Source organism: Bradyrhizobium cedriense, from assembly GCF_054602315.1.
This window is the reverse complement of record NZ_JBTSWB010000005.1, coordinates 1-26,112: the sequence shown is the minus strand read 5'-3', so window position 1 is coordinate 26,112 and position 26,112 is coordinate 1. Positions and strand designations below refer to the sequence as shown.

Here is a 26,112-nt window from a genome sequence, read left to right as displayed (position 1 = left end):
GCGGGAGCCACACCCGCTTTATCGTTGTCGCTCCGGCCTGATACGCAATCGCGTGACAGGCCGGGACGTCACCTGAGCGTGTGAGTACGCAATCCACCTCAATGTCGTCCTGGCAATGCCAGGTGGATCAAATCTCCCTCTTCTGCATTGCACCGGCGATGTAGTCGGCCTGCCGGATCGCGAGCGCAACGATGGTCAGCGTCGGGTTGCAGGCCGCGCCGCTGGTGAACTGGCTGCCGTCGGAGACGAACAGGTTCTTGATGTCGTGGCTCTGCCCGAACTTGTTGACGACGCCATCCCGGGGCTTTTCGCTCATCCTGTTGGTGCCGAGATTGTGCGTGCTCGGATAGGGCGGCGTCGGATAGGTCACGGTGGCGCCGACGGCGTCGTAGACCGCGGCGCCCTGCTTGTAGGCATGCGTGCGCATCGCGAGATCGTTGGGATGATCGTCGAAATGCACGCTCGCGACCGGCTGACCGAACTTGTCCTTCACGACCGGATCGAGCGTGATGCGGTTGGTCTCCTGCGGCATGTCCTCGCCGACCAGCCACATGCCGGCCATGCGCGGGTAGCCGTCGAGCGCGGACGTAAACGTGCGTCCCCAGGCGCCGGGGTTGAGGAACGCCGCCATGAACGGCAAGCCGACCGACAGCGTCTCCATCTCGTAGCCGCCGACGAAGCCGCGCTTGGGGTTGTTGGCGGCCTCGTCGCGAATGATGCCGGCCATGGTGGTGCCGCGATACATGTGCACCGACTTCTCGAACACGGCATAGACGCTGCCGGTCATGTGCCGCATGTAGTTGCGGCCGACCTGACCACTGGAATTGGCGAGGCCGTCGGGGAACATGGGCGAGGCGCTGTTGAGCAGCAGCCGCGGGCTCTCGATGGAGTTGCCGGCCACCGCAACGATTCGCGCCTTCTGACGCTGCATCGCGCCTTGCTCGTCAGCGTAGACGACACCGGTGACCTTGCCGCTTGCATCATGCTCGATCTTCACCACCATGCTGCCGGGGCGAACCTCGAGATTGCCGGTTGCCTCGCCCTTCGGGATCTCGGTGTAGAGCGTCGACCATTTCGCACCGGATTTGCAGCCCTGGAAGCAGAACCCGATCTGCTGGCACGAGCCCCGTCCGTCGCGCGGCTGACTGTTGATGGCCATGTTGCCGGTGTGCACGGTCTTGTAGCCGAGCTTCTTCGCGCCGGCCTCCAGCACCTTGAAGTTATTGTTGCCGGGAAGGCCGGGAATGCCGTTGGTGCGGGTCACGCCCATTTTGTTCTCGGCCTTGCCGTACCACGGCTCCATCTCGGCGAGCGTGACCGGCCAGTCCAGCAGATTTGCGCCGGGAAGGTTGCCGTAGGTGCTCTTCACCTTGAACTCATGCTCGTCGAAACGCAGCGAGGCGCCGGCCCAATGGGTGGTCGAGCCGCCGACCGCCTTGACGATCCAGGCGGGGAGACCAGAGAAATCCTTGGCGACGCGCCATGTGCCCGACGTGGTGCGCGCATCGGTCCATGCGAGCTGGGAGAAGCTTTCCCATTCGTCGTTGACGAAGTCGTGGTTCTCGATGCGGGGGCCAGCCTCGAGAATGACGACCTTGACGCCCTTCTGCGCAAGCTCGTTGCCCAGCGTGCCGCCGCCGGCACCGGAGCCGACGATCACCACAACGCCGGAGTCGTTCAGATCGAATTTTGCCATATGCGTTCTCCTGAACCGTTGGGTGACGTTTAAGCCTTGGGCAGCCAGTCGATGTCCGCGAAGCCGCGATTGATGTAGCCGCCGAGCTCGGCGGAGGAGCCCTCGTATCCGAACCGCGGCCAGACTTCCTTCTGGTTGTAGAGCGAGACGACGAGGTCGCCGCGCACCTTCTGGAAGAAGTCGCTCTGCTCGATCTCCTTCAGCAGAACCACCCGGTCGGCTTCCCAGGGCACTTCGGCATAGGGGGCCTTGTGGCGATCCCGTGCGTTCTGGTCGAGCCGCGCGATGCCGCCATTGATCAGCGATTTGACCGACGCATCCTTGGCCGCCTTGCCGTCCCACGGCTTGATCGCGGTGATGTAGTAGCTGTCGCCGAGGACATCATGCGGATAGATGTCGCGTGCGACCTTCAGCAGCGTCTTCATCGTGGCCGGCGACAGGGTGCTCGCTTCATCGGCCCAGGCGTCCTCGATGCTGACGGCAACGCTGGTCGCCACGGCGACGACCGGCACGGCGGTTGCCGCGCCCTTGAGAAAGACGCGGCGGCTGTGCTTGCTTCGACGATCGATTTCTCTCATGGCATGTCCTCCGTAAATTTTGATTTTGGTTTGATCAGTTGAAACGGCCGCCCCGCTGGATCACCTCGATCTTGTAGCCATCGGGATCACTGACGAAGAAGAAGCGTGCCAATGTTCGGCCGTCGTGCTTGAAATCGCGTAAGGGTCCCGGTGCGAGCTTCTCGCGTTCGAAGCGGGCATGCTCGGCATCAATGTCTTCAACCACCACGGCGAGATGGCCGTAGCCGTCGCCGAGTTGGTACGGCTCCCTGCGATCGAAATTCACCGTCAGCTCGACCTCGAAAGGTGAGGAGGGGTGACGCAGATAGATCAGGGCGAAATCCGCGAACTTCAAATGGTCTGTGACCTCCAGGCCGAAGGCACGCTTGTAGAAGTCGAGCGAGCGCGCCTCCTCCAGCACGCGGATCATGGAATGGACTGGCTTTGCCATTCAGTTCAGCTCCTTGAGGTAAGTGATGATGGCGGCGCGCGTCTCGGGCCTGGCCTGGCGAAAAGCCATGATCGCGCCAGGGATGACGGCTTGCGGATTGGCCAGCCACGCGTTCAGCCGGGATTCGTCCCAGGTGAAGTCAGCTTTGGCGAGACCGTCTGAATAGTGAAAGCCTTCGACCTTGCCGGCAGCGCGGCCCACGATCCGGACCAGCGGCGGACCTTGCCGCATCGGATCCGACAGATTGGTGGTATGGCACACCGCGCATTGCTGCCTGAACAGCGTCGCGCCATCCGGCGGCTTTGCCGCCGGCAGCGGCATCTGCGCGTCGGCGCCTCGCACCATCAGCACCATCGCGGTGCACAATCCCAGCACGATCGTGCGTATCGCCAAGAGCTCGCTCATCCACGTCAAATCCAGCGTGTTGCAAACTCTAGTCGGCGTCAAAGACATGGTGGTAGTAGCGGGCTGTTTCGCGGAAAGCGGAGATGTGCGGGGCGCGTGTGATGTTCCGCGCGCCATATATGCGGAGCACAATTCCGCGAAACCGCCGTCAAATCCCTAAACGATCACCACACCATCCGGATTGCATGACGGTCACGCCGCTCGAACTCTCTACGCGATGACATGGCCGGTGCAGATGAGCGGTGTGGGGAGCCGCCGAGCCGTTCCTCGCGAAAGAATCCAGGAGAAATGGATGAAGTTGGTCAAGACCTCGATGATCGCATGCGCTCTATCGGCTCTCGTTGCCACGCCCGTTCTCGCGCAAGGCGCGCCGCCTGCCAAGACAGGCGGCACCGTGCAGAGCAAACCGATGCAGGGCAGCACCATGGGCAGCGGCGACGAAGAAATGAGTCCTCAGGCGGGCGCGGCGGGTGAGAAGACCGGCATGAAGTCGACCAAAGGCACCAGGGGCACTGTCGGCACCACGGGCAGCGCTACGCACAAGGGAACGGCGGACGATGCCGCGACGGGCGGCGCAGCCCCGTCCAAACGTTACTGATCTCGCCGGTGAATCGGCAAAGCTCCGGTCGCCTCGCGGCCGGAGCTCTTTGCCGCGCCAGTTAGTCGTCGAAGCTCCGGCCGCGTCCTGCCTTGACGTCACTGCGGCGCTTCTTGCCCTCGAGCCGGCGCTGCTTGGAGGCGAAGGTCGGCCGCGTCGCGCGCCGCGGCGTCGGTCTGATCATCGCCTCGCGCAGCATCTCCGTGAGACGGTCGATGGCATCCTGGCGGTTGCGCTCCTGGGTGCGGAAGCGCTGGGCATGGATGACGATGACGCCATCCTTGGTCATGCGCTGGCCGGCAAGGCGCGCAAGCCGCAGGGTCGCGTCCTCCGGCAAGGTCAGCTTGCGCGTGTCGAAGCGCAGCTGTGCCGAGGTTGCGACCTTGTTGACGTTCTGCCCGCCCGGGCCGGAGGCGCGGACAAAACCGATCTCGATATCGTCCTCGTCGATGACGAGATTGCGGGATATCCGCAGCATGTAGGCACCATCCGTGATGTCTGGACATATCGCGGACGTTCAGGTTCGGCAATGGCATCTGCAAACGCAAATGGCCGGGACGAGCCCGGCCATTCAGGAAAGTTGAGGGGGCGTCAGTTCGACTTGGTCGCCGCTGCCGGCTGCGCGGCGGCCTGCGGGGCACGGCCCACGACGACGGTGAGGAGGCCCTGGCCCCACAACCGCTTGGCCGCGGTCTTGGCGTCATCCAGCGTCACCGCGTCGACGATGGCGTTGCGCTTCTCGATATAGTCGATCGGCAGCTTGTCCTGCTGATATTGCAGCAGCGCCTGTGCCAGCTTGGAGGAGGTGTCGAGCGCCAGCATCTGCGAACCCTTGAGGTAGGACTTGGCCTCGTCGAGTTCCTTCTGCGTCGGGCCCTCCTCGGCCATTCGGCGCACCTCCTTCTCGATGGCGTCGATGGTGTCGCCGGCGCGATCGGCGCGCGTGCCAGTGTTGCCGATGAAGATCGCCGAATGCTCCATCCATAGCAGCGATTCGAACACCGAATAGGCCAGCCCGCGTTTCTCGCGGACCTCGCGATAGAGCCGGGAGGACAGTCCGCCGCCGCCGAGGATGTGGTTGACGACGTAGGCTGCCATGAAGTTGGGATCGCTGCGTTTCACTCCGGGGCCGCCGAATGTGATCACGGTCTGCGGTACGTCGAGCGTCAGGAAGGCGCGCTGCGGCGGCTTCGATGCCTCTATGTCGGGGACCGGCACGAGATTGGCCTTGGCAGGCAGGCTACCGAACGTGTGGTCGAGCAGCTTTCCGAGGGTTGCCGGATCGACGTCGCCGACGACCGCGATCTTCAGCCCATCCTTCGCGAGGACGCGGCGGACATAGTCCTTCATGTCGGCGACAGTAATGGTCGGCACGCTATCCAGGTTGCCGTTGGTCTGCCGGCCATAAGGATGGTCGCCGAAGGCGACCTCCAGGAATTTGCGGCTCGCCAGCGAAGTTGGATTCGTGGTCTCGCGGCGCAGGCCCGAGATGACCTGCGAGCGGATGCGCTCGACATCCGCCGCGTCGAAATGCGGCGAGGTCAGCGCGCCCCTGAGCAGGTCGAAAGCCTCATCCTTGTTGTCGCGAAGCATGCGCAGGCTGCCGCGGAACGTGTCGCGCGTGGCGTTGAAGGAAAGCTCGATGGCACGGCGGTCGAGCCGTTCATGGAAGGTCTTGGAGTCGAGATCGCCGGAGCCTTCGTCGAGGAGATCGCCGACCAGATTGGCGACTCCCGGTTTGTCCTTGGGATCCTGGGACGAGCCGCCGGCAAAGGAATATTCCATCGCGATCAGCGGCACGGTTGCGTCCTGCACGAACCAGGCTTCGATGCCGCCCGGCGAGACCAGGCGCTGGATTTTTGCGGCGGCCTGTGACGGCGAGATCGCCGCCAGCGCGAGCGCGGCGGCGGTGGCAAGCGAGAATGCGGCGCGTCGAAGGAAGGGATAGGTCACGAACGCTTCTCCTCGCGTTTGGCAGCGGCGGTGTCCTTGATCAGATAGCCGGTCACCGAGCGCTTCTTCTCGAGCCATTTCTGCGCCACGGCGCGAACCTGCTCGGCAGTGACCGCGCGGATGCGGTCGGGCCAGCTCCTGATGTCCTCGATCGAGAGGCCCGTCGTCAGCGCGCCGCCATACCAGCGTGCCAGCACAGCCTGATTGTCCTGGGCGTAGATCGCCTCGGCGATGAGCTGGGTCTTGACCCGTTCGAGATCCTCGGCGCGGATCGGATTCTGCGCAACGCTCGCAATGACGCCGTCGACCGCCTGCTCAACTTCTGCGAAGCTGACGCCGGGCTTCGGCGCAGCCGAGATCGCGAATTGGGTCGGGTCGAGCGAGATACTCGAATAGCTGGCGTTGGCGGAGACCGCGAGCGGCTTGTCGACGACGAGGGCGCGGTACAGATAGGAATTGCTGCCGCTGCCCATCAACTGCGCCAGCACGTCGAGGGCCGCGCTCTCGCCGGCTGCAGCCGTGGTCGCCGAGGGGACGAGATAATAGCGCCGCATGTTCGGCTGCTCGACGCGCGGGTCGGCCAGCGTGACGGTGCGCGGTGCGGCCGGCTCAGGCTCCTGTGGACGAACGCGCCGCGCGGGAATGGCGGGCTGCGCCGGGATGGAGCCGAAATTGCGCTCGACCAGCGGGCGGATCTCGGCGGCGTCGACGTCACCGGCGATCACCAGGATCGCGTTGTTCGGCGCGTAGAAGCGGCGGTAGAAGGCGAGCGCATCCTCGCGATCGAGCTTCTCGATCTCCTGATGCCAGCCGATCACCGGACGCCCATAGGGATGGTTGAGATAGAGCGCGGCCATGATCTGCTCGTTCAGCCGCGCATCCGGATTGTTGGCGACGCGCATGTTGTACTCTTCGAGCACGACGTCGCGCTCGGGCAGTACGTTCTCGTCCTTGAGGATCAGGCCGGTCATGCGGTCGGCCTCGAATTCCATCATGGTCGGCAACTGCTCTTTCGGCACACGCTGGTAGTAATTGGTGTAGTCGACCGAGGTCGAGGCGTTCTCGTTGCCGCCGACGCGAAGCACGGTCTGGGAAAATTCTCCGGCCGGATGCTTCGAGGTGCCCTTGAACATCAGGTGCTCGAGGAAGTGCGCGAGCCCGGACTTGCCCGGCGTCTCGTCCGCCGAGCCGACCTTGTACCAGATCATCTCGGTGACGACGGGGGTGCGGTGATCCGGGATCACCACGACCTGCATGCCGTTGCTGAGCGTGAAGCTGGCGGGCGGAGCCGATGTTACCGTGGTCTGGGCGAGGGACGCTCCGGCTGAGAGGACACTCGTCGAAAGCAGCGCGGCAAGGAGGCAGGCAGCCGATCGGTGAGAGGACATCATGATCCTTTTGAAAGGCCGAGCCCGGACGTCCGGCTCGGAGGCACGGCATGCTACACCGTGCGGCTGAGGCTTCGCGTCACGAAGCAGAGAACGCAACTCGTGGGCAAGTTACTGATGGGCAATATACGGCTGCGCCGGGCGTACAGGGAGACGCCGGCGCCGGCTTCGCTGTTGTCAGGATGCCGCAGTGGAAGGAACGCTATTGTTCCTTCTCCTTGCCGGACATGATGTCGTAGTACATCCGCCGCGATTTGTCCGGTCCAGCGCCATAGGCGTAGTTCGGTGAGGGCGTCTGGTAGCCCGGCGGCGGCTCGACCAGCGACTGGCGCGGCGGCTCCGACGTGAACGGCTTGGACTCGGAGCTGTTGCCGCCCTTCATCATGTTCCACAGACCGCCGGTGAAACCGAGCTCGGCGGGGCTCAGCGAGGGGTTGCCGTTGGTGCCCGGCTGAATCGGATCGTTGCTCGTGCGGGGCGCTGCGGCGACCTGGCCGGCCTTCATCTCGGCGGGCGTCAGCGGCTGGGCGGCCTGCCAGTTCTCCGTTGCCTTGGTGGCCTTCTTCCGCGCGGCGATGGCCTCCTTGCGGCGCTTTTCTTCGGGGTCCTTGGGCCAGTTAGGCGCAGCCTTGGCTTCGGTCGCAGGCGGCGGCAGATCGAGCTTGGGCGGCACGACCAGCGGCGAGCGCTCGCGGTATTCGATGCCCTTCTTCTCCATGCTCTTGGCGCCGATGCCGGACATCAGGTTGTCGATGAGCCTCTCTTCGAAGGTCATATCGTCTTCCTCGTCGTCGTCTTCGGCGCGGGCCGCGCCGGCCGACATGACGAGACCGATGCCGAGCGCGACAGCGGACAATTTCAAAGCCCGCCAGAACCCCCATCGGGTGTCTCGAACCATCGAACCGCTGGTCTTCGAGCTGCGCATCACTTTACCTGTTCCATATTGTGGCAGATTGCCGCTCGTTTGCGGCTCCAACCGTCGCAAATGCAGGTTCCGCCTGCCGGTCCGTATCGGCCGGGATCAGGGCGCTTTTGCGGCGGGTACTCCCAGGAAGGAATCATACAATAGCGCTGCCACCCCAGCAACGATGGCCACATCGGCGAGGTTAAACACATACCAATTATAGGTATTTCCCGCGATTTCGATGTGTAACAGGGCGAAATCGACCACCGCGCCATAGGCCAGACGGTCGATGCCGTTACCGAGGGCGCCGCCGATGATCAGGCCGAGCGCGACGGTCGCAAGCATGGTGTGCGAGCGGGCCATCCAGATCGCCAGCGCAACCACCGCGATACCTTTGACGGCCATCAGCGCAAGCTGCGCCGCCTGGCTGTCGTTCTGGAGCCAGCCGAAGCTGATGCCGATGTTCCAGGCCAGCACCAGGTCGAGGAACGGCGTCACCCGCACTGCGCCACGACGGGCGAGGTCGAACACGTTCAAGAGCCAGAGCTTCGAGGCCTGGTCGGCCACCAGCGTGACCAGGGCCGTGAGGATGCCGGCGCGGAGCGGGGTCATGGTCGGGGATCAGACGCTCACCCCCAGCGCCTTCCATTCGCGCAGCGCCTTCGCATCGCGAGGGGTGACGTCGGGGTATTCAGGGTCTTCGCCGACCATCGGCGAAATCTTCCAGGAGCGGGCGCATTTGGTGCCGACCGCCTTCTCCACCACGACCGCGACGCCGGGCACGGCATCGAGGCGGAACGCCGAAGCCGGCGCCTCGCCCTCCCGTACCTCGTAGTTCGAGGTGATGCAGATCTCGGCGAGATCGGTGTCGAACAGCGTCATCAGCATGTCGCGGTCGGCGACATAGATCACCGGCGAGGCTTCGAGCGAGGAGCCGATGTTCTTGGCGGCGCGTTCGAGCTCGAGCGCCCCGGTGACGACACGGCGGACGTTGCGGATGGTCTCCCACTTGGCGGCGAGCTTGTCGTCGCACAGGTCTTCGAGATCGGTCGGGAACAGCGTCAGATGCACCGACGGCTCGGCGTCGGGCCGGTACATGCGCCAGCCTTCCTCCGCCGTGAAGCTGAGGATCGGCGCCAGCCATTTCAGGACCGAGGCGCACAACAGGTCGATGGTCGTCAGCGCTGCCTTGCGCGTCAGCGACGACGGCGGATCGCAGTAAAGCGTGTCCTTGCGGATGTCGAAATAGAACGCCGACAGCTCGCTGTTGAGGAAGGCGGACAGGATCGCGACCACGCTCTTGTAGTCGAACTCCCGATAGGCCTTGTCGATCGCGGCGGCGCGCACAGCGAGCTCGTGCAGCATCAGGCGCTCCAGCTCGGGCATGTCGGCGGGCGCGACTGCGTCAGCCGGCTTGTAGTGATGCAGCGTGCCCAGCATCCAGCGCACGGTGTTGCGCAGCTTGCGATAAGTCTCGACGGTGTTCTTCAGGATCTCGGGCCCGATGCGCTGATCGTCGGTGTAGTCGCAGGACGCGACCCAGAGTCTCAGGATGTCGGCGCCGGACTCCTTGATCACGGCCTGCGGTTCGATGGTGTTGCCGAGCGACTTCGACATCTTGCGGCCGTCCTCGGCCTGGGTGAAGCCGTGGGTCAGCACGATGTCGTAGGGCGCGCGTCCGCGCGTGCCGCAGCTTTCCAGCAGCGAGGAGTGGAACCAGCCGCGGTGCTGGTCCGAGCCTTCCAGGTACATCACCGTGTCGGTGCCGCCGTCGACCTTGCGCTTGATGCCTGATAGCCCCGGGAAATGCACGGGGTCTTCGAGCACGAAGGCGTGGGTCGAGCCGGAATCGAACCAGACGTCGAGAATGTCGTCGACCTTCTGCCAGTCTTCGCTCGCGCGCGACCCGAGGAAGCGCTCGCGCGCGCCCTTCGCGTACCAGGCGTCGGCGCCTTCTTTCTCGAACGCCTCGCCGATGCGCGCATTGACGGCCTCGTCCTGGAGGATCTCGGCGGAGCCGTCGCCCTTCTCGCGCACGAACACGGCGATCGGCACGCCCCAGGCGCGCTGGCGCGAGATCACCCAGTCGGGGCGCGCCTCGATCATGCCGTTGATGCGGTTTTCGCCTGATGGCGGCACCCATTGCGTCACCGAGATCGCGTGCAGCGCGCGGGCGCGCAGCGTGTCGCCGCTCTTGGTCTTGCCACCCTGCGCCACGTCCTTGTCCATCGCGATGAACCATTGCGGCGTGTTGCGGAAGATGACGGGCTTCTTGGAGCGCCATGAGTGCGGATATTGATGCTTCAGCCGGCCGCGCGCGAGCAGCATACCTCTTTCCACAAGCGCCTTGATCACGGCCTCGTTGGCATCGCCCTTCTCGCCCTTGTCATTGATGACGCGCTTGCCGGCAAAGCCCGGCGCATGATCGGTGTAGGCCCCATTCTCATCGACGGTGTAGGGGATTGCAGTGTTGATGCCGCGCGCATCGAGGTCGCGCCCTTGCGCCGTCCATACGTCGAAGTCCTCGCGGCCATGGCCGGGCGCCGTGTGCACGAAGCCGGTACCGGTATCGTCGGTGACGTGGTCGCCGGGCAGCAGCGGCACGATGAAGTCGTAGCCGCCGCCAAGGCCCTTCAGCGGATGAGCGCATTCGACCGCGTCCATCGTGTCGCCGGGGACCTCGCGGACCTTCTCATAAGCCGTCACGCGCGCCTGCTTGAACACCTCGGCAGCGAGGGCGTCGGCGAGGATCAGGAGGTCGCCGGTCTTGGCCCAATTGTCGGCGGGCGCGTCCGTGACCCTGTACAGGCCGTAGGCGATCTTCGGTGAGAAAGAGATGGCGCGGTTGCCGGGCAGGGTCCAGGGCGTGGTGGTCCAGATCACGACGCTTGCGGAGGCGAGCGCACCGTGCGCGGGCGAGGTCACCGGGAATTTCACCCACACCGTATCGGAGGTGTGGTCCTCGTACTCCACTTCGGCTTCGGCCAGCGCGGTCTTCTCGACCACGCTCCACATCACCGGTTTGGAGCCGCGATAGAGCGTGCCGTTGGCGGCGAACTTCATCAGCTCGCGTGCGATCTGGGCTTCGGCGGGATAGCTCATGGTGGCATAGGGATGGTCCCAGTCGCCGATCACGCCCAGGCGCTTGAACTCCTCGCGCTGCACGCCGAGCCAGTGGGTGGCATAGGCCCGGCACTCTTTCCGGAAATCGATCATTGCGGCGCTGTCGCGGAAGTCGGGCTTCTGCTTGCCCTTCTTGCGATAGTGCTCCTCCTCGACCTTCCACTCGATCGGCAGGCCGTGGCAGTCCCAGCCCGGCACGTAGTTGGAATCGAAGCCGAGCATCTGCTGGCTCTTGGTGACGAGATCCTTCAGGATCTTGTTCAGCGCCGTGCCGATATGGATGTTGCCGTTGGCGTAGGGCGGGCCGTCATGCAGCACGAACTTGGCGCGGCCCTTCGCACTCTCGCGCAGCTTCTCGTAGAGGCCGATCTCGTACCAGCGCTTGAGAATCTCCGGCTCGCGTTGCGGCAGGCCGGCGCGCATCGGGAATTCGGTCTGCGGCAGGAACAGCGTCTTCGAATAGTCCTTGGCTTCAGACTTTTGGGACTTTTGCGGCTTTTCGGACATGGGGCTGACTGGCTCGGAAGGGCGCGGAAAACGGATGGCGATAGGGTAATCGCGGGGTGAAACGACGACATCCCGGTCTTGCGCCGAGCCATTAGGCTCAGGCGGAAGCCGGGCCGCTAATCCCTATGATGCGCCGCGCAAACATGGGCCCTCCATAGCAGGGGGCCAAGGGAAGCGCAAAGGTTCGGGTGGCCCGGTTTCGGGCTCAATCGAACGCGCCCAGCCTCGGAAAGGCGTCCGGGGCGGCGGCCAGCATGGCGCGCGCCCGGGCGGAATCGTCGTCCATCTGCCGGATCAGGGCCTCCAGGCTGTCGAATTTCAGCTCCTCGCGGATGAAGCCGATGAAGGCGCAGTCGAGGAGCTGCCCGTAGAGGTCGCGCTTGAAGTCGAACAGGAAGATTTCCAGGAGTGGGGCGCCATTGTCGAAGGTCGGGCGGCGGCCGAAGCTGGCCACCCCGTCCAGGCGCTCGGCACCGCGGCCGACCCGCACCGCGTAGATGCCGTGCTTGAGTCCGCAATTCGCGTCCAGGCGGATGTTGGCGGTGGGATAGCCGAGGTCGCGGCCGCGCTTTTCGCCATGGATGACCTCGCCGGTGATGAACCAGGGCGCCCCCAGCATGGTTGTGGCTTCGTCGAGCTGGCCCTCGGCGAGGGCGATCCGGATCGCGCTGGAGGAGACGGGGCGCTCGTCGATGTCGACATGCGGCTGCACGTCGACCTCGATGCCGAGCCGGGGTGCCTCGCTGACGAGAAGGCTCGGCGAGCCGACCCGTCCCTTGCCGAAATGGAAGTCGTAGCCGACCGCGATGCCGCTGACGCCGAGACGCCCGATCAGGTCATGGTGAATGAAATCTTGCGCGCTGGTACCGGCACGCGCCTTGTCGAAGGTCATGACCACAGCGCCGGCAAGCCCGGTGCCGGCCAAAAGACGCAGCTTGGCCCGCTCGTCCGTCAGGCGGAATTGCGGGGTGTTGGGGCTGAAAAACCGCCGCGGGTGCGGCTCGAAGGTCAGTGCAAGGGCAGGGCGGCCTTGCGCCCGGCCCATCTCCAGGGCTGCCGCGATCACGGCGCGATGGCCGAGATGAACGCCGTCGAAATTGCCCATGGCGACCACGGCACCCCTCGGAATCGCGGAATCCGGCGTCGTGTCGCGGATAACGGTAAAAGGCGGGGCCATCAGGGGAATTCTCGAAGGGGCAGGACCGGCCCGGACCGTGGCTCGACCCGCCCGACGAAGTCAAGCGGTGGGAGTGCAGACATTGAACGCGCGATTTCAGTCCTTTGGGGGCGTCCGCAGTTAACGCGCTGTTTAACGCCTTGATGCTAGTCCTTGAGACGTGGAACTGCCGGGCTCCGGCCAGGCAGGTCCGGTCCTAATTATTCCTGGGTTTGCGTTGGGGGAGTCGAGATGGCGGTTGATTTGTCGATGCCGGTTCTAGTGGTGGATGACTACAGCACCATGATCCGTATCATCCGGAATCTGCTGAAGCAGCTTGGCTTCGAGAACATCGATGATGCCAGCGACGGTTCGGCAGCGTTGAACAAGATGCGCGGCAAGAAGTACGGGCTCGTGATCTCCGACTGGAACATGGAGCCGATGACGGGCTACGATCTCCTGCGCGAAGTCCGCGCGGATCCGAACCTCGCCACCACGCCGTTCATCATGATCACGGCGGAATCGAAGACCGAGAACGTGATCGCGGCCAAGAAGGCCGGTGTGAACAATTACATCGTCAAGCCGTTCAACGCGGCGACGCTGAAGACCAAGATCGAGGCGGTCTTCCCGGACATGGCGAGCGCGTAGGGCGCTCTTCGCCAGACAACAATCTTCCATTGTGATCGTCATGCCCGGGCTTGTCCCGGGCATCCACGTTCTGGGATCCGCAAAGAATGACGTGGATGGCCGGGTCAAGCCCGGCAATGACGGCTCTCAGCCGTCAGCAATTGATCTGAGCTGGGGGGCCCGCTCGGCCGGCTCTCTACCACTTCAATTCGCGCATCAGCGCCTTCGGGGGGTGGCCGAACAATTCCATCACCGAATTCGGGTCGAGCTGGTCGAGGCCCTCGAACTCCTCGGCATGGATGCCGCGGGTCACGAACAGGCAGTCGATGCCGAATTCGCGCGCGCCGGTCAGGTCGGTGCGGACGGAATCGCCGATCGCCAGCACCTTTTTCCGATCGATCTGGTAGCCTTGGCGTTCTCCGGCGAGCGCCATCGCGCGCTCATAGATCGGCCGGTGCGGCTTGCCGTAGAAGATCACCTCGCCGCCGAGCTCGCGGTAGAGCTCCGCGATCGCGCCGGCGCAATAGATCAGCCGGTCCCCGCGTTCCACCACGATGTCGGGATTGGCGCAGACCAGCGTCAGCTTGCGCTCGCGCGCCTTCAGCATCATGCCGCGATAGTCTTCCGCCGTCTCGGTCTCGTCGTCAAAGAGGCCCGTGCAGACGATGTAATCGGCTTCCTCCAGCGGCGCCGTCACCGCATTGAGGCCGCGGTAGATCGAGCTGTCGCGCTCCGGGCCTAGCCAGAACATCTTGCGGCCGGGATGTTCGGCGACATAGAGCCGCGTCAGGTCGCCTGACGATACGATCGCGTCGTAAGTCTCATCGGGGACGCCGAGCTTGCGCAATTGCCGCTGCACGGAGTCGGCCGGGCGTGGCGCGTTGGTGATCAGGATCACCGTACCGCCGCGGCTGCGATAGGTGTGCAGCGCCTCGCAGGCTTCGGGAAAGGATTCCAGCCCGTTATGGACCACGCCCCAGATGTCACTGAGCACGACGTCCACGCCGCCCACGAGCTCGCGCAGGCCTTCGGCAAAATGCAGCGTGGTCATGACGTGCGTGGCCGATCAGATGCGGCGCGCAAGCGCCGCGTTGCCGGTGATGCGTTGTGGCGGAGGCGCAGAGGACGTCGCGCCTGAGCTGGGTGTGCCGGAGCCATGAGGTCCCTGAATGTCTTTCGCCTGGTTCGACGGGGCCCCGGCGGTAGCAGATGCCCCCTCCGGTCGCAATGGCCGCGGCGGCGCGAAAAGGAAGCCCTGTCCGAACCGCACGTCATAGTCGAGCAGGTCCACGACCGCGCGTTCGCCCTCGATCCGCTCCGCGATCAGATCGATGCCGAAGCGGCCGAGCAGGTCGGAGAGATCGGACGGGTGGATGTCCGAGGTCGATGCCCGCCGGGGGTCCAGCAGCAGCGAGGCCGGCACCTTGATGAAGCGCACGCCGTGATCGGCCAGCTCGCGCGGCTCGATGCGCAGATCCGTGACATGGTCGATCGAGAAACGGAAACCGCGCTGGGCGAGCGCCGCGAGATTCTCGGTCTCGGCCGGGCCAAGATTGCGGAACGTCGACTGCTTGAACTCCAGCACCAGCGAGGGCGCCAGCGCCCGGTTGGCTTCGAGGAAGTCGAGGCATTGCGCGAAGGTGGTGGAATTGCCGAGCGTCGAGGCGGCGACGTTGCAGAACACGCCGACGTCCTTGTTGCGCACCATCAGGCGCCGCAGCACTTGCACGCAGCGCAGCATCACCATGTTGTCGATGCGTCCGATCAGGCCGGAAGCCTCTGCGATGCTGATGAATTCCTCGGCGGCGATCAGCTGGTCGCGTTCGTCGCGCAGACGCGTCACCGCCTCGTAGAACCGCACCTTGCGTTGCGGCAGCGTCACCATCGGCTGTAGGAATATGTCGATGCGGTTCTCGTCGATTGCATTGCGCAGCGTCGCCAGCAGCTGGGTCTGGTTGCGTCCATTGGCGGTCTGAACCGGGCCGGCGGCTTGAGCCTGAACCGCCGGCGCCGGCCGTGGCAGCGGCGCGGAAAGCGGCGGCGGGGCGACCGGCTTCTCATCTAAGGGGCCAGCCAGATCAATCTGCGTCTCTGGCTCGGGCCTCGCGACCGGGGCGGGAGCCGGCGCGTTGCCGGCCAGCAGATCCTCATGGGTCGACACGGTGGTGGCGAGCTGCCTGACCAATCCGCCCAGTTCGTTGATCTCGCCGATGACCGACTGGATGCGGTCGGAGTTGGTCGAATTGGACGAGGCGATGCGGCCCTCGATCGCGGCAAGCCGGCGGCCGAACTCGGCTACCTGCCGAGCGAGGTCGGCGGTGCCGCGCGAGAGGTCGGCGATCTGGCCGCCGACGTCGCTGCGGTCGCGCAGCCGCATCGACACCGCGTTGTAGAGGATCAGGAAGGTCAGCGTGGTCAGCGCGACGATCGCCGATTCCATTCCAGTGATGCCGGCGACCGAATAGAGCACGAGCCCGAGCGAGGCCGCGACCAGGACCATGCAAATGGCGATGAAGATCGTCGAAATACGAATCATGCCGCGCGTTCGCCTCAAGAGCTGACTGCCTCACCCGGGAAAACACGGGTCGCGTTCCGAACCGGTCGCGCCTCATGCCCCCCAAGCACGCAAGACCCTAACATCATTGTTGATTCGAGGGGATAGTGAGTGTCTGGCAGCCGATGTCGGGCCCGCCGCGGCTGTCCGTCCGGAAATCAAGGCGCTCTCAGCGTAAAATAACGCCGCTCTCAAGGCCAGCGAGCCGCATGCGTCCTATCCTGCCGGCGTTTTCAACCCCAGGAGATTGCCCATGTCGACATCCGCAGCCCTCAAGCAGCCCATAGCCCAGCCCGACCTTGCCGCCGTCAAGCAGCGCCAGCACGGCGCCTGGGCGTCGGGCGACTATGCCGTTGTCGGGACCACCTTGCAGATCGTCGGCGAGCAGCTGTGTGAGGCGATCGACCTGCGCGCCGGCAGCAAGGTCCTCGACGTTGCCGCCGGCAACGGCAATGCGACGCTGGCCGCGGCGCGGCGCTGGTGCGACGTCACGTCCACGGATTACGTGCCGGCGCTGCTCAAGCGCGGGCAGGAGCGCGCGGCGGCCGAACATCTCATGGTCGAGTTCCGCGAGGCAGATGCCGAAGCGTTGCCGTTTGCCGACGCCAGCTACGACGTCGTGCTCTCGACCTTCGGCGTGATGTTCACGCCGGATCAGGATAAGGCCGCCTCCGAGCTCGCGCGGGTCTGCAAATCCGGCGGCAAGATCGGTCTCGCCAACTGGACGCCGCAGGGATTCATCGGCCAACTGTTCAAGACCATCGGCAAGCACTTGCCGCCGCCCGCGGGAGTGAAGTCGCCGGCGCTCTGGGGCACGGCGGCGCGACTTGAAGAGATGTTCGCAAGCCAGGCTTCCGAGATCGCCGCCGAGCCGCGCATGTTCGTGTTCCGCTATCGCTCGCCGGACCACTGGCTCGAAATCTTCAAGACCTTCTACGGGCCTACGTTGAAGGCGTTTGCCGCGCTTGACGAGAACGGCCAGGCCGCGCTGAAGCGCGATCTCATGGCGCTGCTCGAGGAGTTCAACCACGCCGACGACGGTACGATCGTGGTGCACAGCGAATATCTGGAAGCCGTGATCACCAAGCGCTGACAGCGCCTGAGACGCGGTCAGGCCGGTCTCCGGCCTGACCGCCACTGATCAAAATGGCGCGGTGGCGCCGACCGTGTCGGCCGAGACGGCCTCGCGGCTCCCAAGCGGCTTCGACCGCCCGGTGGTCGTGTCGCGCAGCGTCTGCCGCTCGATCTCCGAATTCAGCTCGGCGCCGAACATGATGACGATCGCCGACATCCACATCCACATCATCAGGCCGATCGCGGCGCCCAGAGAGCCGTAGGTTGCATTGTAGTTGGCGAATTCCGAGAGGTACCAGGACAGCAGGGCCGAACCGGCGATCCAGAGGATCGCGGCGGTCAAGGCACCGAGGCTCAGCCACTGCCAGCGCGGCGCGTCGCGACTGGGCGCGAAGCGGTAGAGGATGGCGAGCGCCACCAGCAGGATCAGGAACAGCAGCGGCCATCGCGCCAGCGCCACGATCAGCTTGCTTTCGGGCGCCATGCCGAGATGATTGAGCGCGAGCGGGAAGGCGACGACGGCTCCCACCATCAACAGCAGCGCCACGATGCCGCCGATGGTGAAGGCCAGCGACACCATGTTCAGCCGGATGAAGCTGCGCTTCTCGCGTTCCTCATAGGCGACGTTGAGGGCGTCGAAGATCGCCTTGACACCGGCATTGGCGCTCCAGATCGCAAGCAGCAGCCCGAAGAGGAATGTGACCCCGAGCGTCGCACTGCCGTTCGAGACCACGCGCGCGACCTGCTCCTCGACGATCTGGAACGAGCCCTCCGGCAGCATGGTCGCAAGCGTGTGGAGGTTGGCGCTGATCGTCGCGGGATCGGCGAACAGGCCATAAGATGAGACGAGCGCGGTGACCGCGGGGAAGATGGCGAGCAGCCCGAAGAAGACGACGCCGCCGGCCGTCGCGAGCAGGCGATCCTCGTCGATACGCTGATAGGTCCGCCAGAAGATATCCTTCCAGCCCGCCCAGGGGATATCGAACGGACTTTTCGCCCGGCGGCCCCGGCCGGGCTGCATTGCCGCACCGGCCGGATGCGTTTCCGGTGAATTCGCTTCGCCCTTGCGACGGTCTTGCGGAGGCCCCGGCCGGATCACGCCGGAGTCCTGAAAGTAGCGCTCCGCCGTCAGCACGAACACGGCCGTGGCCGCCACCAGCAGCCAGGAGTCGATCTGTTCGGGGCGCCGCGCCAGCATTCAGGCGTCCAATCTTTGACCGTGACGCCTTCGTCGCGCCGCCGTGTATCCCGCCAGCCCAATCGCCGCGAGCATCAGGCCGAGCTGCACGGGCCGGTTGGTGCGAACGGCCCGGGCCATGCTGCCGTGGCCACGCTCGCCTGGTGCGAGCGGCACCAGAGGAATCGTCGTCGCGACCTCCTTGACGGCCTGCTTGACCGTTCCGCGCGGGATACGCGGGGTCGCGATCGCAACCCGCATCCGGCTGGCGAGCGGCACGATCGCCTTGGTCGGCCGTTTCATCATCGCCATGGCGACGCCGACGCAGATCGCGGCAAGTACCAGCAGCACTGTGCCGACGGCACCAAACCCCCAGAATTGCCCGTAGGTGATTGCGATCCAGCGGTAGAGCGCGATCAGGCCGACGAAGAAGGTCGCGACCACGAACAGTCCGGCGACTGCGAACAGGCCGGCCGCGACCGCGTAGGAGGTCGCGCGTCCGGTGGCCTGGCTGGTGCGGTCGCGCAAGTATGACTGCGTGGCGCGCTTGAGATGGTTGAGCTTGAGCGCCACGCCGGCGCGCAGCAATTCGCCCGATGGCGCGAGCATGCGGACATCCTCCGAGAGTGAGAACCTGGTCGGTGGATGAACGTGGCGGTATTTGACTTGTTCCGACGGAGCGTGACTCGCCGTGCTGAATCAGCCGAGATCGGCGGCCGCGATCCAGAACACCTCGCCCTCGGAATCTTCGGTGTCCAGCCAGAGCAGCGGCAGTTCCGGAAAGGCTTCGTCCACCAGCTCGCGGCCGCGGCCGATCTCGCAGATCAACCCGCCGTCCGGCGTCAGGTGATCGGGCGCATCGCGCAGGATGCGGCGTACCACGTCCAGACCGTCGGCACCGCCGTCGAAGGCGAGCTTTGGCTCGGCCCGGCATTCCGGCGGCAACGCCGCCATGCCTTCGGCATCGACGTAAGGCGGGTTGGTGATGATCAAGTCGTATCTGTTGTCGCCGAGCGGGGCGAACAGGTCGCCGCGATAGAGGGTGATCCGGTCCTCGAGCCCGTATTCGCCGACATTGCGCGCGGCGACTTCAAGTGCACCCCTGGAGATGTCGACGGCGTCGACGGCGGCATTCGGGAAATGATGCGCCGCGAGGATGGCGAGGCAGCCCGATCCCGTGCAGAGGTCGAGCACGCGCGCGACGGCCGAGGGGTCGTCGATCAGCGAGCCGGCGGCTTCTTCGCCGCCGAAATGCGACTCCAGCAGTTCGCCGATGAAGGAGCGCGGAACGATGACGCGCTCGTCGACATAGAACGGCAAGCCGCGCATGTAGATCTTGTTGACGAGGTAGGCGGCCGGTTTGCGCGTGGTGACGCGCTGATGGATGAGATCGAGGATGGCCTTGCCCTCGGCGGCCGTGACGCGCGCGCCAACGAAAGTCTCGAACTGCTCGGGATTGAGGTGCAGCGCCTCGCTCACCAGGAAGGCGGCCTCGGCGACCGGATCGGTCGTGCCATGGGCAAAGGCGAGCTCGGCTGCGACGAAGCGGCTCACCGCATAGCGGACAAAATCGAGCAGCGTGAGAAGCTCGCCCGGACCGACCTTGGCAGGTCTTGGCGCGGCGCGGCCGCGCGCGGGCTTTTTCGATGCTTTTGCCATCAGGATCGGGTCCAGCGTGCGGCGGCTTCGTCGTCGCGGGCCTGCGCCTCGACCCAGCCGGTGCCGGCTTCGCTCTCTTCCTTCTTCCAGAACGGCGCGCTCGTCTTGAGATAGTCCATCAGGAACTCGGCCGCCTGGAACGCGGCCTGGCGGTGCTGCGAAGCGGTCAGCACCAGCACGATGTTCTGGCCGGGCAGGAAGCGGCCAACCCGATGAATCACGGTGACGCCGTTCAGCGGCCAGCGCGAGATGGCCTCATCGACATGACGCCCGATCTCCTCTTCGGCCATATCGGGGTAATGTTCGAGCGTGAGCGCGGCGATCTTCGCGCTGTCCTCTTCGGCCCGGCAGATGCCGGAGAAGCTCACGACCGCGCCGATGTCGGTCCGGCTCTTGGTCAGGATCGCGATCTCGCGCGCGAGGTCGAAATCGTCCTCCTGGATGCGGATGGTGACGGGACAGGCGGCGACAGGGGAGGTCATGGCCTAGCCGCCGGTCATCGGCGGGAAGAACGCGATCTCGCGGGCGCCCGCGATGGCGGCGTCCGGCTTGACATGGGCGTGATCGATCGCGGCGCGGATCACCTTCGGCTTCTCGAAGGCGTGAGCGTAAGCCTCGCTTTGGCCGGACAGCCAGGCGATCAGCTCCTCGACGGTGCGCACGCCCGCGGGCGGCTCGATGGTCTCTTCGGCCTTGCCGACGCGCTCGCGCACCCAGGCGAAATATTTCACCTTCATCCCTCGTCCTCCTTGATGAGGTGATGGATGCCGGCGCGGAAATAGTCGTAGCCGGTGTAGATGGTGAGCATCGCCGAGGCCCACAGCAGCGCCAGACCGATCATCGAGACGACGGGCACCACCTGGTCGGCAGCCGGCCCCGCGAGCAGGAAGCCGATCGCGACCAGCTGGACCGTGGTCTTCCACTTCGCAAGCTTGGTCACCGGGACGCTGACGCGGAGCGCGGCGAGATATTCGCGCAGGCCTGAGACCAGGATCTCGCGGCACAGGATCACGATGGCAGCCCACAGCGACCAGCCGTGGATGATGCCGTCCGCAGCGAGCATCAGCAGGCAGGAGGCGACCAGCAACTTGTCGGCGATCGGATCGAGCATGCGGCCGAACGCCGATTGCTGATTCCATATCCGCGCATAATAGCCGTCGAGGTAATCGGTCACCCCGGCCGCGATGAAAATGGCGACTGCGAGCCAGCGCAGCCAGAGCGGCTGATCCAGAATCGACTGCGCATAGATGCATCCGACGACGACCGGGATCGCGGCGATCCGGCCATAGGTCAGAATGTTGGGGAGGGACATCGCGCGGCTGGTCGTCCCTCGTGTCGTGGCGATGTTCATCCGTCCTACCAATACCGCTCGAGCCTGAAGGTCAACCGTCCCGCTCCCAAATGGGACGCGGGATGCGACGACCATATGACTACGACTCCCTTTAGTTCACCCCGGCTGGGGATGGAAATACTCGAAAATCCTGCGGGCGCTCTCGGCGCTGACCCCCGGAACCTTGCCGAGATCGACGATCGAGGCCCGTTCGATCTCCTTCAGGGTCCCGAAGTGATGCAGCAAGGCACGTTTGCGTGACGGGCCGATGCCCGGGATCTCCTGCAAACCGGCCTCGCGGATGTCCTTCTTGCGCAGCTTGCGGTGCGAGCCGATGACGAAGCGGTGGGCCTCATCGCGCAGACGCTGGATGAAATAGAGCACGGGATCGCGCGGCTCGAGCTTGATGGCTTCGCGTTCCGGCATGAACAGGGTCTCGCGGCCGGCATCCCGGTCCGGCCCCTTGGCGACCGACATCAGCGACACCTGGGTCAGGCCGAGATTTGCAAAGATCTCGCGGACGGCGTTGAGCTGCCCGCGGCCGCCGTCGATGATCACGAGGTCCGGCCATTGCGGGAAGTCGTCGTCCTTCGTGGCTGCCCCATCCTCGGGCGGATTGATCAGGCGCTTGAAGCGGCGCTCCAGCACCTCGCGCATCATGGCGTAGTCGTCGCCGGGCGTCAGCCCTTCCGACTTGATGTTGAACTTGCGGTACTGATTCTTCACGAAGCCGTCGGGCCCCGCGACGATCATGGCGCCGACCGCATTGGTGCCCTGGATGTGGCTGTTGTCGTAGACCTCGATGCGCTTGGGCGGGTGCGGCAGGTTCAGCGTCGCGGCCATGGCGTCCAGCAGGCGGCTTTGCGTCGCGGTGTCCGCGAGCTTGCGGCCGAGCGCCTCGCGCGCATTGGTCAGCGCGTGGGTGACCAGCTCCTTCTTCTCGCCGCGCTTGGGCGCAGTGACCTCGACCTTGTGCCCGGCCTTGATCGACAGCGCATTGGCGAGCAGTTCGCACTCCTCGATCTCGTGCGAGAGCAGGATGTTCTTCGGCGGCGGCTTGTCGTCGTAGAACTGGGCAAGGAACGAGCCGAGCACTTCCTCAGGCGTATACGTCTTTTCCGCACGCGGAAAATAGGCGCGGTTGCCCCAGTTCTGGCCGGTGCGGAAGAAGAACACTTCGACGCAGGAGAAGCCGCCCTCCTGGTGGATGGCGAATACGTCGGCCTCTTCGACCGTGCGCGGATTGATGCCCTGCTGCGACTGGATCGCCGACAGCGCGGCGAGGCGGTCGCGGTAGAGTGCGGCGCGCTCGAATTCGAGCTCATTGGCCGCCTTCTCCATCTCTCCAGCAAGCTCCTGCTTCACCGCGTGGCTCTTGCCGGACAGGAAGTCGCTCGCCTCGCGGACGAGCGTCGTATAGCCCGGAAAATCGATCTCGCGGGTGCAAGGGCCGGCGCAGCGGCGGATCTGATAGAGCAGGCAGGGCCTTGTGCGGCTCTCGAAAAAGGAGTCGGTGCACGAGCGGATCAGGAACGCGCGCTGCAGGGCGGTGATGGTGCGGTTCACGGCGCCGGCGGATGCGAACGGGCCGAAATAACGCCCGGGCCGGCTCTGCGCGCCGCGATGCTTGAGGATCTGCGGCGCCCAATGGTCGCCGGTGATCAGGATGTAGGGAAACGACTTGTCGTCGCGCAGCTGCACGTTGAAGCGCGGCCGCAGCTGCTTGATGAGATTGGCTTCCAGCAGCAGCGCTTCGGTCTCGGTGGTGGTCGAGACGATCTCCACGGTCACGGTGGCCGCGATCATGCGCAGGATGCGCGCCGGCTGCGGCGCACTCTGGCGCGCGTAGCTGGACAGGCGCTTTTTGACGTTCTTGGCCTTGCCGACATAGAGCACGTCGGCGTTCGCATTGAGCATGCGATAGACGCCGGGCGAGGTGGGAGCGAGCCGGACCGCGCGCTCGATCGCCTCGTGGCCGATCGCCAGCGGCTCCCCGCCGATCGAGCCGCTCTCTTCGAGGATATCCGGCAGGAGCGCCTCGTCCTCGTCGTCGGCGCCTGCTGCCGCGGGATCGACGTCCGGCGCTGCCAGCTCGGGAGGCGCGTCGCTCGCAGCCGCCCGCGGTGACTTACGCGCGTGGTCGTCCGGATTGTCGGAGGAATCGTGAACCATGGTGTGAATTTAGGCGCTGGGGGTGCCGATTTGAAGTTCCGGCCATGCGCCACGCACAGGATGGGCGCCGGGTTCCCGGTAACGCTTGCTTAAGCCTGTTAACAGCGCAGTAACCCGGCTTAACAGCCCTTTAACTTAAAACTCTCGATAAATCCTACGCGAAAAGTTCTGGGTTCCGTAACCTTGCGACGGGGTCGGCGCGGCGGCGCGGATCATCGCAACGGGTTGCGGCAGTTGCGTTGGAGTGTGTGATGAAGAGGCTCGTTGTGGGCGCAGCCGCGTTGGTTGCAGCCGGCTGGACAGCTTCGGCAAAGGCCGCCGATCTCAGTTACGGGCAGCGTGCGCCCTATACCGTCAATCAGCCGCTCAATGCCTATAGCTGGGCTGGCCCGTATCTCGGTGGCAACATCGGCTATGAATGGGGTTCGGTCGACAACAACCCCTCGAAGCCGTCGGGCTTCGTCGGTGGTGTGCAAGCCGGCTATAATTTCCAGAATGGCCCGTGGGTGTTCGGTGTCGAGGGCGACATCCAGGCGACCGGTGCCGACGACACCTTCGCGCCGTGGAAATTCTCCAACCCGTGGTTTGGCACCCTGCGCGGCCGCGCGGGCTATGCGTTCAGCAACGTGCTGTTCTTCGGCACAGCCGGCCTCGCCTTCGGCGAGCTGCGCGGGCAGACCTTCGGCTGGACGGAGTCGCACACCACCGCGGGCTGGACCATTGGTGCCGGCGCGGAAGTCGGCCTTGCGCCGAACTGGAGCGCCAAGCTCGAATATCTCTACATCGATCTGTCGACGAGTCAGTTCGCAATCACAGGCGTGTCAAACGGCTACAGCGCCAGCGTTGTCCGCGCAGGCGTGAACTATCGCTTCTGACAATCTCGAGAAGAAAATACCGAACCAGCCTCCCGGTCGCTCGCGGCCGGGATTTTTTTTGCGTCAGGCTCGCCAAGGCATGATCGGGAAAACTGCGCAGCGGTTTTCCGGAAGGATCGTGCTCAACCCACAGCCTGAAGCGCGTTGACGATACATCCCGATCGCATCTCGCCTTAGGAGAGGATCACCAGATTGACCGCCTTCGGCCCCTTCCCCTTCTTGTCCGGCTCGACCTCGAAAGTAATACGCTGTCCTTCGGCAAGGTCCTTCAGTCCCGCCCGCTCCACAGCGGTGATGTGAACGAAGACGTCTCGACCGCCGTCGTCCGGCTTGATGAAGCCGTAGCCGCGCTCGCCGTTGAAGAACTTGACCGTTCCCGTCATGGCCATCGGGAAACTCCCCCTCATTGCTCCTCCGTCGCGACGCAGACTCACGTCACGACATGACCGGGCCTTACGGAGCCCGGGAGCTGGCCATCCTTGGACGAACCTCATCGGTCCGACCGGATCTTTCTTAGGCCTTCACTCCGCCGCAACCATTCGCGGAAGCGGAACGTAAAGCCAGTCACGGAAACAGCATAATACGGTTCGTCGCAGATTGACTACCGTTCCTGCATATTTTTCCCAAGAATGCCGGAGCGTTAAGGCCTCGGCATCTCCAATCGGAATCTGGCAGCTCCACCCTGGCCGAGCGGCATCTCCAGTTCGGGCAGGATGGTCTTGAGCTCGCCGTGCAGCGTGTAGGGCGGATTGACGATCAGGAGCCCGGTGGAGGTGAGGACGGCGCTGTCGGTCTGCGGCGCGACGCTGAATTCGAGGCGCAGACATTTCCCGGGCGGTTTCGCTGCAGCTGCGAGCCGCGCGACCGTTTCGGCCAGCGTGTCGGTGGCGCGCCGGTTCTTGGCCGGATACCAAATTACGTAGATACCGGTGGGCCATTTCGCGAAGGCGGCCGAGAAGGCTTCGCCGAGCCGTTCGAACTCGTCCTTCGCCTCGAAGGAAGGATCGATCAGCACGAGGCCACGCCGCTCCTTCGGCGGCACGAAGGCCGGCAGCGCCATCCAGCCGTCGAGATCGACCACACGGGCCTGTTCGTCGCGGCGCAGCACGTCGATCAGCGCTTTCCGCGCCTTCGGCTCGATCTCGCAGGCGACGAGGCGGTCCTGTGGACGCAGCAGGCCGCGGGCGATCAACGGTGAGCCCGGATAGGCCTTGAGCTCGCCCTTCGGATTGAAGGCGCGCACGATGTCGAGATAGGGCTTCGTCAGCGCAACGGTCTCGTTCGACAGGCGTGCCTGCATCAGCCGCGCGATGCCGGTCAGCCATTCGCCTCCGCGGCGCGCCTCGTCGCTGTCGAGGTCGTAGAGCCCGGCGCCGGCATGGGTATCGATGACGCGGAAGGCAGCCGGCTTGTCCTGCAGATAAGTGAGGATGCGCGCCAGCACGATGTGCTTGATGACATCGGCGAAGCTGCCGGCGTGGAAGGCATGACGGTAGTTCATGGCGGAGAGTTACGACATCGCGCGGTGAAAGTAACTCCCGTCATTACGGGATGATGCGGAGCATCGAACCCGGAATCCATTTTGCCGCGGACAGTGTTCTGTCCCGGACAACGTGGATCGACGGATTCCGGGCTGACGTGTTGCGCGTTCGGACTGACGAACCGACGACCTTGGCCTGGAGACTTTCCCGTTCCGATGGAATCGTAACGGGGCTCTGGATTCCTATTTTGTCGCGTTTTCTTGACGCGAACCGGTATCCACTTCGCTCGAAAACGCTCTAGGGTCTGTACTCAATAGGGATTCCATCCGGAATTCGGCTGTGATTCAAGCTTCTCAGTGGAAGGGAGGCTTGAATGGCAAAGCAGGTCTACTGGCTCAGCGATGCGGAATGGCGGCGGATTGAGC

Annotated in this window: 26 protein-coding genes; 4 read left to right on the top strand and 22 right to left on the bottom strand. The window is 64.7% G+C overall.

Annotated elements, in window-relative coordinates; all coding sequences use genetic code 11:
- Nucleotides 1-127: 127 nt before the first annotated feature.
- Genes ACYCVF_RS21375 through ACYCVF_RS21360 form a run of 4 tightly spaced genes read right to left on the bottom strand, consistent with a single transcriptional unit; the run spans nt 128 to nt 3,091 of the window.
- Nucleotides 128-1,696 carry a GMC family oxidoreductase gene (locus tag ACYCVF_RS21375; RefSeq protein WP_459599974.1) on the bottom strand — a complete coding sequence of 523 codons (1,569 nt, stop codon included), beginning with the start codon at nt 1,694-1,696 and terminating at the stop codon, nt 128-130.
- Nucleotides 1,697-1,725: 29 nt separating this feature from the next.
- Complete coding sequence (locus tag ACYCVF_RS21370; protein ID WP_459599972.1) at nt 1,726-2,274, bottom strand: gluconate 2-dehydrogenase subunit 3 family protein; 549 nt, start codon at nt 2,272-2,274, stop codon at nt 1,726-1,728.
- 34 nt (nt 2,275-2,308) lie between these two features.
- Entirely contained in the window at nt 2,309-2,704 is a 396-nt protein-coding gene (locus ACYCVF_RS21365) for a VOC family protein (protein WP_459599970.1), read from the bottom strand.
- The gene (locus ACYCVF_RS21360) at nt 2,705-3,091 is read right to left on the bottom strand and encodes a c-type cytochrome (RefSeq protein WP_459600853.1); all 387 of its coding nucleotides are present in this window, start codon (nt 3,089-3,091) and stop codon (nt 2,705-2,707) included.
- 310 nt (nt 3,092-3,401) lie between these two features.
- Here ACYCVF_RS21360 and ACYCVF_RS21355 point away from each other — a divergent pair, with 310 nt between their 5' ends.
- Nucleotides 3,402-3,707 carry a hypothetical protein gene (locus ACYCVF_RS21355; protein WP_448040977.1) on the top strand — a complete coding sequence of 102 codons (306 nt, stop codon included), beginning with the start codon at nt 3,402-3,404 and terminating at the stop codon, nt 3,705-3,707.
- A gap of 61 nt (nt 3,708-3,768) precedes the next feature.
- Here ACYCVF_RS21355 and arfB read toward each other — a convergent pair whose 3' ends face one another.
- The 7 genes from arfB to ACYCVF_RS21320 form a co-directional block, all read right to left on the bottom strand.
- A complete protein-coding gene (gene arfB / locus ACYCVF_RS21350; protein ID WP_459599968.1) occupies nt 3,769-4,185 on the bottom strand; it encodes an alternative ribosome rescue aminoacyl-tRNA hydrolase ArfB in 417 nt (138 codons plus the stop codon).
- A gap of 113 nt (nt 4,186-4,298) precedes the next feature.
- Nucleotides 4,299-5,660 carry a M16 family metallopeptidase gene (locus tag ACYCVF_RS21345; protein WP_459599966.1) on the bottom strand — a complete coding sequence of 454 codons (1,362 nt, stop codon included), beginning with the start codon at nt 5,658-5,660 and terminating at the stop codon, nt 4,299-4,301.
- Nucleotides 5,657-7,051, bottom strand: coding sequence for a M16 family metallopeptidase (locus ACYCVF_RS21340; protein ID WP_459599964.1), 1,395 nt, complete (start codon nt 7,049-7,051; stop codon nt 5,657-5,659). Before ACYCVF_RS21340 ends, ACYCVF_RS21345 begins: the two co-directional genes overlap by 4 nt.
- 199 nt (nt 7,052-7,250) lie before the next feature.
- Nucleotides 7,251-7,973 (bottom strand): hypothetical protein, encoded by a 723-nt coding sequence (locus ACYCVF_RS21335; RefSeq protein WP_459600851.1) that lies wholly within the window; start codon nt 7,971-7,973, stop codon nt 7,251-7,253.
- 96 nt (nt 7,974-8,069) lie between these two features.
- Nucleotides 8,070-8,564, bottom strand: a complete 495-nt coding sequence (gene lspA / locus ACYCVF_RS21330) for a signal peptidase II (protein WP_459599962.1) — start codon at nt 8,562-8,564, stop codon at nt 8,070-8,072.
- A 9-nt stretch (nt 8,565-8,573) separates the two neighbouring features.
- Nucleotides 8,574-11,582, bottom strand: coding sequence for an isoleucine--tRNA ligase (gene ileS / locus ACYCVF_RS21325; RefSeq protein ID WP_459599960.1), 3,009 nt, complete (start codon nt 11,580-11,582; stop codon nt 8,574-8,576).
- A 205-nt stretch (nt 11,583-11,787) separates the two neighbouring features.
- Nucleotides 11,788-12,759, bottom strand: a complete 972-nt coding sequence (locus ACYCVF_RS21320) for a bifunctional riboflavin kinase/FAD synthetase (protein ID WP_459599958.1) — start codon at nt 12,757-12,759, stop codon at nt 11,788-11,790.
- Nucleotides 12,760-12,990: 231 nt separating this feature from the next.
- Here ACYCVF_RS21320 and ACYCVF_RS21315 point away from each other — a divergent pair, with 231 nt between their 5' ends.
- Complete coding sequence (locus ACYCVF_RS21315) at nt 12,991-13,386, top strand: response regulator (RefSeq protein ID WP_008567674.1); 396 nt, start codon at nt 12,991-12,993, stop codon at nt 13,384-13,386.
- Between the two features lie 175 nt (nt 13,387-13,561).
- On the opposite strand, the gene ACYCVF_RS21310 is transcribed toward ACYCVF_RS21315, so the two are convergent.
- Nucleotides 13,562-14,416: a TIGR01459 family HAD-type hydrolase gene (locus tag ACYCVF_RS21310; RefSeq protein ID WP_459599956.1), complete on the bottom strand. Its 855-nt coding sequence runs from the start codon at nt 14,414-14,416 to the stop codon at nt 13,562-13,564.
- Between the two features lie 15 nt (nt 14,417-14,431).
- Entirely contained in the window at nt 14,432-15,901 is a 1,470-nt protein-coding gene (locus ACYCVF_RS21305) for an EAL domain-containing protein (RefSeq protein ID WP_459606609.1), read from the bottom strand.
- Between the two features lie 271 nt (nt 15,902-16,172).
- Between ACYCVF_RS21305 and ACYCVF_RS21300 the strand changes: the two genes are divergently transcribed.
- On the top strand, nt 16,173-17,012 hold the full coding sequence (locus ACYCVF_RS21300; protein ID WP_459599952.1) for a class I SAM-dependent methyltransferase: 840 nt from the start codon (nt 16,173-16,175) through the stop codon (nt 17,010-17,012).
- A gap of 48 nt (nt 17,013-17,060) precedes the next feature.
- On the opposite strand, the gene ACYCVF_RS21295 is transcribed toward ACYCVF_RS21300, so the two are convergent.
- From ACYCVF_RS21295 to uvrC, 7 genes are all read right to left on the bottom strand, one after another.
- Entirely contained in the window at nt 17,061-18,191 is a 1,131-nt protein-coding gene (locus ACYCVF_RS21295) for a YihY/virulence factor BrkB family protein (protein ID WP_459599950.1), read from the bottom strand.
- Nucleotides 18,192-18,779 (bottom strand): phage holin family protein, encoded by a 588-nt coding sequence (locus tag ACYCVF_RS21290; RefSeq protein ID WP_459599948.1) that lies wholly within the window; start codon nt 18,777-18,779, stop codon nt 18,192-18,194.
- A 90-nt stretch (nt 18,780-18,869) separates the two neighbouring features.
- Nucleotides 18,870-19,829: a 50S ribosomal protein L3 N(5)-glutamine methyltransferase gene (gene prmB, locus ACYCVF_RS21285; RefSeq protein WP_459599946.1), complete on the bottom strand. Its 960-nt coding sequence runs from the start codon at nt 19,827-19,829 to the stop codon at nt 18,870-18,872.
- The gene (locus tag ACYCVF_RS21280; protein ID WP_459599944.1) at nt 19,829-20,311 is read right to left on the bottom strand and encodes a molybdenum cofactor biosynthesis protein MoaE; all 483 of its coding nucleotides are present in this window, start codon (nt 20,309-20,311) and stop codon (nt 19,829-19,831) included. The genes prmB and ACYCVF_RS21280 overlap by 1 nt, the downstream gene beginning before the upstream one ends.
- A gap of 3 nt (nt 20,312-20,314) precedes the next feature.
- On the bottom strand, nt 20,315-20,566 hold the full coding sequence (gene moaD, locus ACYCVF_RS21275) for a molybdopterin converting factor subunit 1 (RefSeq protein ID WP_459599942.1): 252 nt from the start codon (nt 20,564-20,566) through the stop codon (nt 20,315-20,317).
- On the bottom strand, nt 20,563-21,180 hold the full coding sequence (pgsA, locus tag ACYCVF_RS21270) for a CDP-diacylglycerol--glycerol-3-phosphate 3-phosphatidyltransferase (RefSeq protein WP_459599941.1): 618 nt from the start codon (nt 21,178-21,180) through the stop codon (nt 20,563-20,565). The genes moaD and pgsA overlap by 4 nt, the downstream gene beginning before the upstream one ends.
- 96 nt (nt 21,181-21,276) lie before the next feature.
- The gene (gene uvrC / locus ACYCVF_RS21265) at nt 21,277-23,331 is read right to left on the bottom strand and encodes an excinuclease ABC subunit UvrC (RefSeq protein WP_459599939.1); all 2,055 of its coding nucleotides are present in this window, start codon (nt 23,329-23,331) and stop codon (nt 21,277-21,279) included.
- 251 nt (nt 23,332-23,582) lie between these two features.
- Here uvrC and ACYCVF_RS21260 point away from each other — a divergent pair, with 251 nt between their 5' ends.
- On the top strand, nt 23,583-24,206 hold the full coding sequence (locus ACYCVF_RS21260) for an outer membrane protein (protein ID WP_459599937.1): 624 nt from the start codon (nt 23,583-23,585) through the stop codon (nt 24,204-24,206).
- Between the two features lie 173 nt (nt 24,207-24,379).
- Here the strand turns inward: ACYCVF_RS21260 and ACYCVF_RS21255 are convergent, their stop codons facing one another.
- Both ACYCVF_RS21255 and ACYCVF_RS21250 read right to left on the bottom strand, forming a co-directional pair.
- The gene (locus ACYCVF_RS21255; RefSeq protein WP_008544396.1) at nt 24,380-24,595 is read right to left on the bottom strand and encodes a cold-shock protein; all 216 of its coding nucleotides are present in this window, start codon (nt 24,593-24,595) and stop codon (nt 24,380-24,382) included.
- 251 nt (nt 24,596-24,846) lie between these two features.
- Entirely contained in the window at nt 24,847-25,707 is an 861-nt protein-coding gene (locus ACYCVF_RS21250) for a 23S rRNA (adenine(2030)-N(6))-methyltransferase RlmJ (protein ID WP_459599935.1), read from the bottom strand.
- Nucleotides 25,708-26,112: the final 405 nt, after the last annotated feature.